This is a genomic window from Paenibacillus sp. KACC 21273, from assembly GCF_028736095.1.
Taxonomy (GTDB): Bacteria; Bacillota; Bacilli; order Paenibacillales; family Paenibacillaceae; genus Saccharibacillus; species Saccharibacillus kyungheensis.
Map to the genome: position 1 here is coordinate 2,805,751 of NZ_CP117876.1, position 15,260 is coordinate 2,821,010.

A 15,260-nucleotide genomic window follows, 5' to 3' on the forward strand; every position below is an offset into this window, starting at 1 on the left:
AGGTTAGTTAATCGGCTTTCTAATTTTATTTCTTTGGATAGTAAAGTAATAGTTAACAATAGTGTGAGTTGCAGGATTATTTTATATATTGGTCAATACTTATAACGATTCTAGGATTGAACCAATATATAAAATAATTGCTCACTATTATATACTATCAAAAAGAGTAAGCGATCTAGCCACAATAAGGAGTGTAAATCATCTAAGAAAAAATTACTCAACATAATAGTTTACTCCAATTAATTTATCTAGTAAAAAAACCTGTTACTTTTTTTATTTTGTGGTGCAAATATGAAAGGAGAAGAATATTATATCAAATAACAACACTAATAGATAAAAAAACAGGATCATCTCAATCCTGTATACATATGTACAAAATACGAGTTTTGTGATTATGTATATACTTTTTAAGTATAAATACTAATAAATCAATATCAATCTTAGAATATATTTATCTAATTATGCTAATATTATTATTTGAATGCATACTATTATTTATAATTATTATACAGCATTTGTTAAATACTTTCGGTTCGATGATATGATTCATGCTTAATACATATTTTTTATAATATTTAGTAATTTAATTGATTTTGAATTGAAAAATTACTTTCTTTTATATTCGCTATAAAATTAATGCAATTTAATCATTTTACTAACTGATCTTATATTACACCTCATGATTCGATTAATAATCAATTTATATGTCTGAATTTACAAATTAAACGGATAAAGAATATTTTGTAGTTCTTTTAGAATGTATATTTGAGTCAATGACATGGATATCAACCTCTACTCTTTAAAAAAATGAACCTTTCATCCCTAAGCTAGATGAAAGGTTCATTTTTATATATTCAACTTTGATTTAACCAAAGTTGAATATATTCCACAAATTTTTTAGTGGCTGGTGAATGATTTTTAAAAGAAACAGCAGCGATACCGATAGATCGAAAAAAATCACCTTTTAAGCTACGAATCTGAATCTGCTCAGGTAAACGATATAAAGCCAGTTCAGGCAGAATACTAATCCCTAGTCCATTTTTTACCATAGAAAAGATAGCTTGATCGTCGATTAATTCGAATTTGATATTTGGAACCCTATTATTTTCTTTAAATATTCTTCGGATATCGCTATCACAACCTACCCTAGGCATAATAATTTGTTCTTTTTCAATATGTTCAAAGTCAATTTCATCATACTGAGTAAGAATGTGACTATTCGAAAGAACACAAAACATTGGGTCCTTTTTTAATAAGATGACTTCAAGCGATTTCAACGTGGGTAAAGATAAAAAACCAAAATCCACAACTCCACTTACTATCCATTGAGTAATCTCATTATAATTACCTTCAAATAATTTAATTTCTATAGAAGGATGCTGTTGATGAAAAGAATTCATTATTTCAGGAAGCCATTGAATAGATACACTTGAAAATGTCCCAATACGGATAGTTCCAGTTTCTAATCCATTAATATTAGCAATTTGTTGCATCATTTGCTCATTAGACTTTAACATTTCTCGAATATATTGTAGAGCTAATTCTCCGTTACTTGTTAAATGAACACCCGAACGTCCTCTTGCTAATATAGAAAACCCCCATTCATTTTCAAGACTAGTAAGAGCATGACTTACTGCTGAAGGAGTTAATCCTAATTTTAAAGAAGCTTCGTTTAAACTACCTAGTTCTACAACTGTATTAAAAATTTCAAATTTAGCCAGTGACATATAAATTCTCCTAATATGAATTTTTTTCAGTTTAACAATGAAAAATTATCATTTTTTTAATCTGAAGTTTACATTTATACTAAAGGGAGAGTCATTTTATCTCAAGAAAAAAGATTTAATTAGGAGGACATTTTTGAATAGAAAATTGATATATATTTACACATACTATTAAGCATTATTTGTTCATGCAATGGAGTACCGATATTTGGCAATGATATTATAACTTCTCATAAATCTAGAAAAGCTTTATTCACTTGAAATTTTAGATTTTAGGAACCGAAAGGAATACATGGGTATGAATCATTTAAGTAAAATAGAGAAAAAAAATAAAATTATTCAAACATATCTAAATTCTCCGAAACAGCAAAAAACCTTATATCGGCGAACCCTAATTACCGTCATATTCTCGCAAATTTTTGGGGGTGCAGGTCTTGCAGCAGGAGTCACCGTTGGAGCTTTATTAGCTCAAGATATGATGGGAACTGATAGATTTAGCGGGATACCTACTGCTTTATTCACATTGGGTTCTGCTATTGCTGCTTTATTGGTAGGGCGTTTTTCACAAAAGCTAGGCCGCCGCATAGGTTTGGGAATGGGCTTTATAACAGGTGGTTTAGGAGCTCTAGGTGTAGTAGCAGCAGCTTTTTTTGATAACCTTGTACTGCTTCTCATTTCATTGCTGGTATATGGAGCAGGAACTGCAACAAATCTACAAGCTCGTTACGCAGGTACTGATCTGGCACGTCCTGGACAAAGAGCAACAGCAGCTAGCATGGCTATGGTTTTCACTACTTTAGGTGCTGTTGCAGGTCCTAATTTAGTCAATGTTACAGGAAATATTGCTCTTTCTATAGGTATACCTAGTTTAGCAGGTCCTTTCCTTTTAGCTACTGTAGCCTATCTATTAGCAGGTAGTATACTTTTAATCTTTCTTAATCCAGATCCTTTACTAGTAGCAAATGCTATTGCTGAAAATAATAAAGGATTAACTGACTTTTCAAATGAAACTTTAGGAGAAGTAGCAAAGAAAGGGATTACTCTAGGAGCAATTATTATGATATTGACACAAATCGTAATGGTTGCCATTATGACCATGACACCTGTGCATATGAAGCATCATGGCCATGGTTTAGGTCAAGTAGGCTTAGTCATCGGTTTTCATATCGGTGCTATGTATCTTCCTTCCTTGATTACAGGAATATTAGTCGATAAAATAGGTCGAACAGTAATGGCTATAGTTGCAGGAATAACCTTACTTCTGGCAGGAATAACAGCTGCATTAGCACCAGCTGATTCTATGGTTATGCTCATTATAGCTCTTTGTTTGTTAGGAATAGGTTGGAACTTTGGATTAATTAGTGGAACTGCATTAATTGTAGATTCAACAACTCCAACGAATCGAGCCAAAGTCCAAGGATCTGTAGATGTATTAATTGCTTTAGCGGGTGCTTCAGGTGGAGCTCTTTCCGGTATGATTGTAGCTGGTACAAGTTATGCTACGCTTTCTTATACTGGAGGCTTTCTTGCTTTGCTTCTTATTCCAATCCTGTTTTGGCTAAAGCCAAAAAAATAACTTATTATTCACCCTTAGATTACTTATTATAATGAGCAATCTAAGGGCTTTTTGTTATGGATGTATACATATACTGCTATATATGAATCAAATTAAAATATTCATAATTCTTTGAATTATTCATTTGATTGTATTTGTCATTTCTACAACAAAAGGATAGACGAATGTCTATCCTCTCAACTATTATTGTTTCATACTAATATTTAAAATATTAATTTTCGTCGTATGCGTTAAGAGCATTTACTCCATGAGCCATAGCAGATCCAGCTTTCAATGCTGTTGCTACCATAATAGCTTCTGCCATTTCTTCCTTACTTGCGTCCGCTTTTTTAGCTGCTTTAACGTGTGCTTCAATACAGTACGGACATCCTGTAACATGTGCGATAGCAATAGCGATAAGTTCTTTTTCTTTGACAGAAAGTAACCCTTTTTTCATAGCTTGTATATCAAAAGCAACAAAGGCTTTAAAAGAATCGCTAGCGCTTGCTAAAGTAGAATATTCTTTAAGGCGATTCAAATAAGAAGCTTTATAAAGTTCATCATCTTCAAGCGTTCCATCATAAGCATTTAGAGCGTTAACACCATGAGCCATAGCAGAACCAGCTTTTAATGCTGTTGCTACCATAATGGCTTCTGCCATTTCTTCTTTTGTTATTTCTTTTTTCACTTTATTGACATGGATCTCAATGCAATAAGGACAACCTGTAACATGCGCTACCGCAATAGCAATTAATTCTTTTAATTTACTTGATAATACACCGGCGGCTAAAGCTTTTTGATCAAAAGCAATAAAGGCTTTAAATGCATCACTGGACAATTTTCCATATTCCCCTAAGCGATTGATATTTGATTTTTTATACAAACTACTGTTGTTCATTGGTCAAATCTCCTTTGTATTGTTTTAATAATAAATAGATGATAACAATATTTATAGAATACATTTTTAAATAAACTTATAATGCTTTAAGAATGTGCTTGATTACCAAGATTAATCGAATCTTGCAAAAATTGTTCGATTTCACTGCGTGATTTGCGCATTTTATTTACATAACGGTTCACTTCTAGCCCATTTGAAAAAGCAACAAAACTTGGAATTCCCATAATCTTCTGCTCTTCACTGACTGTACCTACATGATCGACATCCACTTCAATCAAAGTTAAGTTAGATGCAAATTCTTTCTCCACTTCGGGCATGAATGGATCAATAAATTTGCAATCCCCACACCAGTCAGCTTTAAAAAAGGCTACTGTTAATTTCGAAGAATGAATAGCTGTATCAAAGTCAGCTTTTGATGTAATTTTTCTCATTGTATATGCTCCTTATTAATTTTTTATATAGTCTAGGAAATCATCTAAGATTGATTTTTTATATCAATTTGTTCACAGGACTGTTAAAAATATATAATTTGTTAAAACCTCGACGTTTTAAAATTCTGGCTGCCTTCTTACTTTGCAAACAACCATCTGATAAAATAACTACTTCATCATCTGGAATTAACTCTTTTTGCCAAACAAATGGTAGTCTTCCTAATGAAATGTTGATTGAACCTTGAATGTGTGCTTCATTAAAATAAGCCATATCTCGAACATCCAATATTTTTACGTTAGATGGTAAAGTATCCAAACTCTCTGAAAGATTTTGTTTAACACAATTTAAAAAATGGATTGAAGTCCAGTTACGCCATTTCCATAATCCAAGTACTAACAAAATAGCTATAGATGTCCCCCATATCATACATGTACACGCTGGAGAGATTCTATAAATTTTTCACTATCCATTGCAGCCATTGCTCCACTACCAGCAGCTGTAATGGCTTGACGATATATACTATCTTGAACATCGCCACTAGCAAATACACCTGGAATGCTCGTTTCAGTCGAACCCGGTTTGGTAACAATGTAACCATGGTCATCTAACAGTAGTTGATTTTCCAAAAATGTTGTATTCGGACGATGACCAATCGCTACAAAAATACCATGTGCAGACATCCATTCTTGTTCACCAGTGGAAGAGTTATATACGTTAAGCCCTGTTACACCATGTTCATCAGCCATTACTTCTAAAGGACTACGATTTAACGCCCATTCAATTTTGGGATTACTTCGTGCACGATCTTGCATAATTTTAGAAGCCCGAAGTTCATCACGACGATGCACAATAGTAACTTTAGAAGCAAACTTTGTTAGAAACTGTGCTTCTTCCATTGCTGTATCTCCTCCGCCAACTACAATCAGTTCACGATTTTTGAAAAAAAAGCCATCACATGTCGCACATGCACTTACACCACGACCAATATTTTCTTGTTCATTGGGAATTCCAAGATATTTTGCACTGGCACCTGTAGAAATAATAAGTGTCTCAGTTGTCATTTTTCCTTTTCCCTCTATATCTAATATAAAAGGTCGTTTAGATAGATCTACTTTATTAACCCAACCTGTATAGAATTCAGCTCCAAATCGTTCTGCTTGTATTTTTAGCTTATCCATGAGTTCAGGTCCTTGTATGCCTTCTGGAAAACCAGGATAATTTTCAATTTCTGTTGTTGTTGTTAATTGCCCGCCAGGTTCCGGTCCTTCAATGACTAAAGGATTCAGGTTTGCCCGAGCTAAATAAATAGCAGCTGTAAGTCCTGCAGGACCTGTACCGATAATAATAGATTTATTATGCATGATTACGACTCCTTAACATTATATTTCTTAATTTATATATTAATAACGTTACTGATTAGAGATTAGACGAGATACTACTTGATCAGCTGCTCGAAGAGCACCTTCTAAATGTCCGCCATAACTACTATCAGTTTCTGTACCTGTAAATAAAATAGGTAATGTTGTATCTTGTTTAGCAAGGATTGAACCATACATTGGATAATCCCGAAGAGGGGCAGCATCTTCTAATGTAGCTGTCTCAGGGTCAGTAGACCAATCTTTATAAAGTAAAGCAATATTATGTTTTGCAAGAGGACCGAAAAGTCGGATTAATTGTTGTTGTACTGATTCTAGTAAGTTTTCTTTACCAATATCAGATCGCTCTTGTGCAGATATTCCAAAAAATCCAAAAAGTGCACCTGCTCCATTTATAGAAGAAGCATCATGAATTTCCTGTAGCGGTCCTACCCAACTTGTCGCTAATCCGGAAAGTCCTTGGTTTCTCCAAAATGGCGTCTCATATACAGCTACTACTTTTGCCTGTCCAGCCATCCAGGTGGGTTTAGACATTAAGCTATCTGTCACATCTGGTGATAACTCTGGAGAAAAGGTGATTCGACGGGCAGCAACTCTAGGCGGCAAAGCAATAACAACAGCCCCTGCATATATCTGATCTTCTTTACCTTCAATAGTAATCACAAAATGGTCTTTTTGTTGAGATATAGCAGTTACCCGATGTTGAAGTTTGATTTTATTTGTCGGGAGTTGAGCTGCTAGTGCATTTGTTAAAGCCTCTACTCCTCCTGCAAATCGCATCGATAACTCCATTGAATTTCCCTTCAATGTATGTCGCTGAGGCTGTTGGTTTTTGACTTGTTCAAATACCATATCTCCGCTATTAAATTGTGGAAAAGTCTCTAGTTCAAGATCTTTAGCTAGCTTTGTAATATAAGGTTCTGAACGAGGCCAAAACCATGTAGGTCCTACATCAAATGTACCTAACTCTGGATGATCTGATACCTGTTTACTGAATACTCTTCCGCCAATGCGATCTCTTGCTTCTAATATCTGACAAGGAATATGTTGAGCTGAAAGTAGTGCAGCAGTGTGTAATCCGCTTACCCCTGCACCTATGATCACTACCGGCTTTTCTTTAGTTATTGTAAATGTCATCGTTATTCTCCCTGTCATTAAACGCTTTTGGTAGCTTTATATCTTATTGTATATATGAACGATAAACGATTGATTGCACTAGAATAAAAGAAGAATCTAAATTTTTAGATAAATTTATAATTAAATCATACGGATACGTATTTCATGATTTATGGGTACTCAAAAAAGTTCGAATATTCAATAGTTGATACCTAATGTACTTTAAAATAATTTTTTATTTAAAATATAGAAGAGTCAACTATGATAAGTTGGCTCTTCTATGCTATAAAGCTGTTATCTTAAACGAGCTGTTACGCCACCATCAAGAGGCATAATGATACCTGTGATCCAAGATGCTGAGTCACTTGCAAGGAAGAGAATAGCATCTGCAATATCTTTTGGTGCACCATTACGACCCAATGGATGAAAAGCATTGAATCCAGGTAATACTTCAGCTACTTCTTCATCACTGAGGAATGTATTGTAAATTGGAGTTTCTACAACTGCTGGAGCCACAGCATTAACACGAATACCATCAGCTGCAAATTCGATGGCCATATTACGAGTTAACGCATGACGACCAGCCATAGCAGCAGAATAAGCAGAAGATGGAGTAGCTTCAACAGCTTGAGTAGCCCACATAGAACCTGTATTGATGATTGCACCACCACCTCTTTTTTTCATTTCAGGAATGACAGCCTGTGATGGGAAAAAGGTTCCTTTCACAATAGTATTCAAATAAGAATCTAAATCATCAGCAGTATGCTCTAAAAATGGAGTTGGATTAAATTTACCTGTATTATTGACTAAAATATCAATACCGCCGAAAGCTTCTAAAGCAACATCTACTAATTTTTTTGCTGTTTCTTGTAAACTAATATCACCTACAGCAATTCGTACTTTTTGACCAGTTGGGTCAATTTCATGTGCTGTTTGTTGCAATACATCTTCTCTACGACCATTGATGACTACATTAGCACCTTCATCAAAAAAGCGTTGGGCTGTTGCTTTACCAATTCCTGTTCCTCCACCGGTTACGATTACTGTTTTGTTTTCAAATGTCATTGTTAATATCTCCTCATTTTTAATTATACCTACTAGTAGGTAGATATTTTTCAGTTAAATATTTACTAGATTCTATTTTAATATACTTTATGAATACAAAGTATTTAAAATTTACATGAGTACAACTTTTTGATCTATTAGCTGATGGTTTGTAAATAAAAGGAATCTGAGAACATTTTGGATACTTTATTGATTACTGATTTCAATTTGAATGATCAATGTTGATCTGAAGCCTTATCTTCTAAAGTATACATCTTTTTTTAATAGTCTCCTTTATTTATATTTTTTATTCAATATTCAATTGAATAATTGAATATTGACATACTTTTTAAAAGTCGTCAACATTATTTTCTATTTTTATTTAATATTCTATTATTCAATTGAATAAAATATAGAAAGTGATATACTGTATATTAATCTTTAACTAGTATATTTAATGAAATTATATCAATAAAGATTTTAATATTCTTTTATTGGTATAAAAAATAGGAGTTGATTGCATTGGAAGATAATTTTGATTCTGCTAAAACGTTGAAAGATGATTTATATAAACAATTAGCACGTATTGGCAAATGCTTATCTAGTGACAAACGATTAGAAATATTGAATGTACTAGCGAATGGTGCAAAAACTGTAGAAAATATTGCCCTTACCACAGAAATGAATATTGCTAATGTTTCTAGACATCTTCAAATTTTATTAGATGCTAAACTAGTAAAATTCAATAAAAAAGGAACATATGCTATTTATTCTTTAGCTGATCCAGATGTTATCCATTTCCTTTCTTCTTTATGGCGTATCAGTGAAAAGCAATTACCTGATATTAGCAAACTAAAAGAAGATTTTTTAAACAATCTTGATGATGTCAAAACGTTATCGTTAACAGAAGTTATAAATAAACGAAATACATCTTCAATGATACTTATTGATCTACGTCCAAAAAATGAATATGAAGAAGAACATATTCCTGGTGCTATTTCTATTCCTATTGAAGAATTGGACGAATCTATGCGCCAACTACCAAAGGATGCAGAAATTGTAGCGTATTGTCGTGGTCCTGTTTGCGCCTATTCTGCTTTAGCTGCACAAAAACTTCAAGTAGAAGGCTATACAGCTTATCGAATGGATGAAGGTATTATTGAATGGCAAGATTACGCTCTTATGCACTAATGTTTTCAATCTATACAATAAAGAAGCCATACGATATTGTATATCGTATGGCTTCTTTATTGCTATTATTGGGAAGGCATTTTTAAAACAGCACGAAATTGAGTTTGTGCTGTTATCATTTTATGATAAGCTTCTTGAGCTCTTTCTAAAGGAAATACTTCGATTTGTGGTCGTACTTCTGTAAGTACACTAAAACGTATCGCATTTTTAATTTCTTCTGCATAACCTGTAAATGAGCCTTTGATAGTATATGACCCTCTTAAAAAGTCCATTGTAGATAAATCTAATGGTTTTCCAGAACCTGCTACTACAATTAATTCTCCTTTTTTAGTTAAACCATGAATCATAGATGAAATTAAAGCAGGGTTTGGAGCCGTAGCCAAAATTACTTTTGCACCTCCCAATTTTTTCAATTCTTTTGCTGGATCGCTTTGTTCTGAATCAATGTAGTGATGTGCTCCCAATTTTTGTGCAAGTTCTTTTTTATGATTACCTCTAGAAATAGCCACCGTCTCATACCCAGACTTTTTGGCATATTGTAGAGCTAAATGCCCTAACCCACCGATACCTACAACAGCCACAAGATCACCAGAACGTGCTATGCTATTTCGCAATGCACTAAATGTCGTTTCACCTGCGCACATAAGAGGCGCTGCTTCCTCAGATGATAATTCATCTGGAATCTGAACAAGATGATCTTCAGCAATGATCATATATTCTGCATATCCTCCATCTACAGTTAATCCGTTCACATGATTATTTTCAGCATGCCAACCTGTACCTACACGTTGTCCAGGTTTCCAGCGATCCGATTCAGATCCTATCTCTTCAATTACACCAATAACTTCATGACCTGGAATCCGCGGATAATGCGGAGCTGCTCCCTTTATAGTCGTTGAGTCTCCATTACATACACCACAAGCTTCGATACGAACAAGAACTTGATTTTTATTCGGTCTAGGTATAGGTAGTTCTACTAATGTCAGGGGCTCTCCTTTATTACCAACTTGCATTGCTCTCATCATATTCATCATATAAGAACCTCCATCAAAAGAATAAAACTACCTATTAATAGATAGTTTAATATTGAAAAACGATTTTTAATTAAATGTATACTTTACTGTTTTAAATCCTTTATATAGTTACGGACAAGCAAATCATAATAATCAATCTCGCCTGTAGATTTTGCCAACAGCTGTGCACCCTGTACAAAAGCAACTAATATTTTAGCCTGATCATTTGTACGATTGGAAAATCTGAACTCTCCATTATTTTTTCCTTCCTCTAATATAGGATCAAGCCAATTTGCGTTATTTTCAAAAAAAGAATTAATCTGTTGCCGAATTTCAGACGGAAACGAATGAATTTCTGCCGCCATCATAGAACACAAACATAGTTTACTGTTACTTTCCAAAGTTGCTCGATATAATGCAAAATAAGCCTTGATTTTCTCCAAAGGTTTTTGAAACTTTGTATTAATAGCGTTCAGATTCTCACTAAAATCTTTTTGATATCGATTAAGAATTGCTTGAGCTAGATCATTTTTAGTAGCAAAATGATAGTGAATACTGGCTTTTCTAATACCTATAGCTTCAGAGATATCCGCATAACTAAAACCATTATAACCACGTTCTTGTATTAGAGAAAGTCCAATATCCATAATATCTTGTAGTGTATTTTTTTTAGTCATCATAGAACAAAATTTATCATTTTATAATAATACCGTCAAGTAACTCCTACTTAATAGTTTATATTGGCTCTCATTCTGCCCTTTTAAAATAAATACGGAAAACTAAATTAGTTTAAAAGGTATTTCTATAAGAAAATGAGTAACTTAGAATACCTTTCTAAAATAGCTTCAATTTTAAATATTCACACTTTATTAACTATTTATGGCATATCATTAAAAGGAATCTATATTATGATAGTAAGTTAAAATGATTGCTTTACCAGAGCGCATATAATAATGGTTCTTTTCTACAATCACGAGTTTCTAATACTGCTGATCAAGAGAAAACAATCATGCTTTTTAAAGATACCAAATCCTCTATTTAAACGGTTTAAGTATTTCTAAAAATTTGAATATTTTCTTTATAGGTCAGCTATATGTCATGCCATGGATTCGGATTTAGCAACTATACCCATCCAATGTTGAGGTTACCAATCGACTAGACCAATAAAGAAGTACGTCCCCAAAATTCCTTTCGGACATAACGTAAGTCCCTCGTCTTTTTTTGTATGGATACTTTAGACTGCATCCATATCAAGTCAACTTACATTGTAACTGTAAGTTGTATTCTTTATCTTAGTATCGTAAACACCTGAGATTTATTATATTATTTTTTTAATTAATCACTATAGCTTTCCATACACTATCTGGTATATCAGGTAAAATCAACACTTAATACTTTAACCATTTTTAAGATACCTATTTATTAAAATTTATTTTATTATTTCAAATAAAACATGATGTGACACATTATAATTATGTTTATATGTAATAAGTCTAAAAATGATTTTATCATGACTAAAAGAAATACGAGTTTTGTGATTATGTATACAAGATTTGAATTTAGTTATATTTTATATCCATAATTATTACTCATATATTATACATTTAGATAACTTTTATTATTTAATAATTACCAACCTTAATTCTCTTAGCGCCGCTATTTTATACTTTTAATATCTTAATTAAATAAACTCTATGCAATTTACTTTTATAATCACTACATAGGATTTATTTAATTGTATGCGTTAGTACAATTATTATATTTGAATATTTATTCTTTATTTTAATTCGTCTATTGATTCTAGCAAATTACTGATCATTTTTTCGATGACCGCGATCTCTTTATTAGACCTAGATTCTAATAAAAATTGAACGAGATTTAACATGTCTGCCAATTCCTTAGTTTGTTTCTTATCATAGTTTTCAAATAACTGTGAAGGCTTAATTTGTAATACTAGAAATTTTTGTAAAGTACCTAAAGAGATATTACGCTCTCCACGCTCAATTTTGAACCTCTCAATGGACATTACTATTATTCCATCCTGCTCCACATCTAATCCAACATAGTTAGCACCGTATGATTTGGGTAATGCTCGTTAGACTTTGGTGAAGCTTGATATTCAATAATTATGTTCATGATATGAAAAGACCTCTTGTGAGTTCAAAACATGTACAAGAGGTCTCCCAAAAACTTGATTTAACAATTAGCTTATATCATCAAGTATTCAGACTTTGATTTTGCGACCTTTCCAGCTCACGGAACGGAAAACATTTACCCTGATAAAGGAATATACAAAGATGCCTATAAAAAACGCAAACCATATCGGGTAAACAAGAAAAATCGCTTTTTTGAAGTCCCCGACTCTGCTGGCAAACCATCCTGTCTGAATGGCATACAAGACATATAGTATCCCGCTCAACAGGATGGTAGCAGGATTCCATGCTATCAGGGAAGAAACTAGAGCGGATGCAGCAATGAAACTGCCGGATATCCATAAGATGACCATGAACATGACAACCGGATGCGTCGATTTGGAACCGACGGCAAAACTTTTACACCAGCCCTCGATCAGACTGCCAATGCCTTCGGGATACATGCGCAGAGATATAATACCTTTACCCCCCAGGCAGCGTACAGGAAGATTTTGTTCAAGAAACGCCTCTCCTAGTGCCAGATCATCCATGATGGCTCCCTCGATTTTTTTATGCCCTCCAGACAAAAAATAATCATCGCGATTGCATAAAATACACGGACCAAACGAACCGGCCGTTTTAAAACGCGAACCCCAAATGGTAAACAGATTCATTCCGGTTACAACGATAATGTTAAAAATAACAGAAAGATGTTCATACAAGCGCTCTACCGTATGAAAAGGCTGCAATGCTGTAATACCTCTGGCTCCCTTTTCCTGATAAAACTGCAACAGATTGTTTAGCCCCTCTGTGCTTTCGAATTTGGTATCCGCGTCCAAAAATAATAACCAGCTTCCTTTAGCTTGTTCGGCGCCGTGCCAACAGGCTGAGGATTTCCCTACTCCTTCGTTCTGCAACACCTTTGCACCGAAACTTTCCGCTACAACAACGGTCTTGTCCGATGAATCGTCATCCACAACCAGAATTTCGAATGAAGTAAACCGCTGCTCCTTTAGGGACTGCAGCAAAGGCACGATCCTGCTTTCTTCATTTCTAGCAGGAATAATAATAGACAGAAACGGTAGATTGGTTGCCCCTCTGGAGGAGGCACGGGGCACAGGTAGCGACCAGAACATGAGGAAGCCGACTATCAGCGTCCCAAATCCAATCGCCAGTTTAATAATGTCCAAAACCGTTATAACATTCGCCCCCTTTCTTTATTTTACCGAATAATCAAACAGATTGCCTGTATCATCTTGGATCAATTCTTGAGCGGCAATTTTGGCAGATAGAAGTACGATTGGAACGCCAGCGCCGGGATGTGTACTGCTTCCAGTAAAGTACAAATTTTCGCAATCGCTCGCTTTGCTTTGCGGACGGTAGTGGTTGCTTTGTTTTAAAATAGGCTGCAAACCAAACGAAGCACCATTATACGCATTGAACTTGGAACTGAAATCCAGTGGTGTGATATGCGTTTCGGTCACAATCTCATTATCCACATTTTCAAAACCACGAATCTTTTTCAATTCATTTAAGATGTAACTGCGATAATAAGCAACCGTCTCCTCGTCCCACTTATAATTGGATTCGGCTGCATTTGATACAGGCATCAGAATATACAATCCATCTGTTCCTTCAGGAGCCATGGAAGGATCTGCTTTTGACGCGATATACACGTAAAAAGAAGCATTCGTCAGTTTTTTTCCATCAAAAATATCATTGAGATTCTGGTCCAGATCCTCATTGAAAATAAAATTATGCACATGGTCAGTTTCTTCATACTTGCGGTTCATACCGAGGTACAGCAAAAAGCAGGAGCAAGAATATTTCATGCTGTCGACTTTCTCGTCGGTATACTGTCCTTTGGCAGACTTGTCTTGTACCAGATGTTTGATCGCATAAGGAAAGTCTGCGTTGCAAACGACATAATCCGAAGAAATGTTTTGCCCGTCCACGACAATCCCTTCCGCTTTTTGATTTTGAATAGATATCTGCTGTACATCTTGGCCGTAATGAATGATTCCTCCAAGCTCTTTGAAGAGTCTTTCCATCGACAAAGCCATCGTATACATCCCGCCCTTAATAAACCATACTCCATATAAAAATTGAAGCATCGGAATCATTGTATAAAAAGAAGGGCTAGTCAGAGGTGAGATGCCAATATATAACGTTTGAAAGCTGATCATCTGTCTCAGCCTTTTGTTCTTGATATATCGACCGACAAATTTATCCGCGGTATCGTAAGGTTTTAATTTTATTGCCTTTTTCAGCATTGGGAGGTTATAAAAGTCACTCCTTTTACGGAAAGGCCTGGGAAGAATATAATTTTTAGCAATAATGAATTTTTGATAAATCTCATGCAGATACCGAAAAAAGCCTGCTGTATCTTCTTCACTGATCGCTTCGATCGTTTTAGTCAGCTTGGTCATATCGGAGGAAATGTCAAAAGGCTCATCAGGAATATCACTAAAATAAGCCCGATAAATCGGATCTAGTTTTTCCATGGGAATATAATCGTCCGGGTCACGGCCGCACACTTCGAATAGTTCCCGATAGATTTCTGGCATCATCACGATGCTAGGTCCCAAATCGAATTTGTATCCTCCGTCCAGTTCGATCCGGTTCATTTTACCACCGGGTGTCAAACCTTTTTCGTAGATTTCTACTTGGTAGCCAGCAGCCTGAAGCCTGATGGCAGAGGCAAGACCCGCCACCCCACTTCCGATGACTATTACCTTTTTACTCATACAAAATCCTCATTTCCGCATCCTGTTTTCTT

The 15,260-nt window shown here is 34.6% G+C and carries 14 protein-coding genes; 2 read left to right on the top strand and 12 right to left on the bottom strand.

Going from position 1 to position 15,260, the window contains the following annotated elements:
* Positions 1–854: 854 nt before the first annotated feature.
* Entirely contained in the window at positions 855–1,727 is an 873-nt protein-coding gene (locus PQ460_RS12555) for a LysR family transcriptional regulator (RefSeq protein WP_274169980.1), read from the bottom strand.
* A gap of 295 nt (positions 1,728–2,022) precedes the next feature.
* Between PQ460_RS12555 and PQ460_RS12560 the strand changes: the two genes are divergently transcribed.
* On the top strand, positions 2,023–3,300 hold the full coding sequence (locus PQ460_RS12560) for an MFS transporter (protein ID WP_274169981.1): 1,278 nt from the start codon (positions 2,023–2,025) through the stop codon (positions 3,298–3,300).
* Positions 3,301–3,511: 211 nt separating this feature from the next.
* Here PQ460_RS12560 and PQ460_RS12565 read toward each other — a convergent pair whose 3' ends face one another.
* From PQ460_RS12565 to PQ460_RS12590, 6 genes are all read right to left on the bottom strand, one after another.
* The gene (locus PQ460_RS12565; protein WP_274169982.1) at positions 3,512–4,177 is read right to left on the bottom strand and encodes a carboxymuconolactone decarboxylase family protein; all 666 of its coding nucleotides are present in this window, start codon (positions 4,175–4,177) and stop codon (positions 3,512–3,514) included.
* Between the two features lie 86 nt (positions 4,178–4,263).
* Positions 4,264–4,608, bottom strand: a complete 345-nt coding sequence (locus PQ460_RS12570) for a thioredoxin family protein (protein WP_274169983.1) — start codon at positions 4,606–4,608, stop codon at positions 4,264–4,266.
* A gap of 58 nt (positions 4,609–4,666) precedes the next feature.
* Positions 4,667–5,035, bottom strand: a complete 369-nt coding sequence (locus tag PQ460_RS12575; protein WP_274169984.1) for a rhodanese-like domain-containing protein — start codon at positions 5,033–5,035, stop codon at positions 4,667–4,669.
* Positions 5,032–5,970 (bottom strand): thioredoxin-disulfide reductase, encoded by a 939-nt coding sequence (gene trxB, locus PQ460_RS12580; protein ID WP_274169985.1) that lies wholly within the window; start codon positions 5,968–5,970, stop codon positions 5,032–5,034. The genes PQ460_RS12575 and trxB overlap by 4 nt, the downstream gene beginning before the upstream one ends.
* A gap of 48 nt (positions 5,971–6,018) precedes the next feature.
* Positions 6,019–7,122, bottom strand: coding sequence for a flavin monoamine oxidase family protein (locus tag PQ460_RS12585; RefSeq protein WP_274169986.1), 1,104 nt, complete (start codon positions 7,120–7,122; stop codon positions 6,019–6,021).
* Positions 7,123–7,395: 273 nt separating this feature from the next.
* A complete protein-coding gene (locus PQ460_RS12590) occupies positions 7,396–8,166 on the bottom strand; it encodes an SDR family NAD(P)-dependent oxidoreductase (protein ID WP_274169987.1) in 771 nt (256 codons plus the stop codon).
* 501 nt (positions 8,167–8,667) lie between these two features.
* On the opposite strand from PQ460_RS12590, the gene PQ460_RS12595 reads away from it, so the two are divergent.
* Positions 8,668–9,336 carry an ArsR/SmtB family transcription factor gene (locus tag PQ460_RS12595; RefSeq protein WP_274169988.1) on the top strand — a complete coding sequence of 223 codons (669 nt, stop codon included), beginning with the start codon at positions 8,668–8,670 and terminating at the stop codon, positions 9,334–9,336.
* Between the two features lie 65 nt (positions 9,337–9,401).
* On the opposite strand, the gene PQ460_RS12600 is transcribed toward PQ460_RS12595, so the two are convergent.
* The 5 genes from PQ460_RS12600 to PQ460_RS12620 form a co-directional block, all read right to left on the bottom strand.
* Positions 9,402–10,370 carry a zinc-binding dehydrogenase gene (locus tag PQ460_RS12600; RefSeq protein WP_337993915.1) on the bottom strand — a complete coding sequence of 323 codons (969 nt, stop codon included), beginning with the start codon at positions 10,368–10,370 and terminating at the stop codon, positions 9,402–9,404.
* 83 nt (positions 10,371–10,453) lie between these two features.
* A complete protein-coding gene (locus tag PQ460_RS12605) occupies positions 10,454–11,026 on the bottom strand; it encodes a TetR/AcrR family transcriptional regulator (protein WP_274169989.1) in 573 nt (190 codons plus the stop codon).
* Positions 11,027–12,126: 1,100 nt separating this feature from the next.
* Positions 12,127–12,399, bottom strand: a complete 273-nt coding sequence (locus tag PQ460_RS12610; protein ID WP_274169990.1) for a hypothetical protein — start codon at positions 12,397–12,399, stop codon at positions 12,127–12,129.
* Between the two features lie 174 nt (positions 12,400–12,573).
* The gene (locus tag PQ460_RS12615) at positions 12,574–13,671 is read right to left on the bottom strand and encodes a glycosyltransferase family 2 protein (RefSeq protein ID WP_274169991.1); all 1,098 of its coding nucleotides are present in this window, start codon (positions 13,669–13,671) and stop codon (positions 12,574–12,576) included.
* Between the two features lie 27 nt (positions 13,672–13,698).
* Entirely contained in the window at positions 13,699–15,228 is a 1,530-nt protein-coding gene (locus tag PQ460_RS12620; protein ID WP_274169992.1) for a phytoene desaturase family protein, read from the bottom strand.
* Positions 15,229–15,260: the final 32 nt, after the last annotated feature.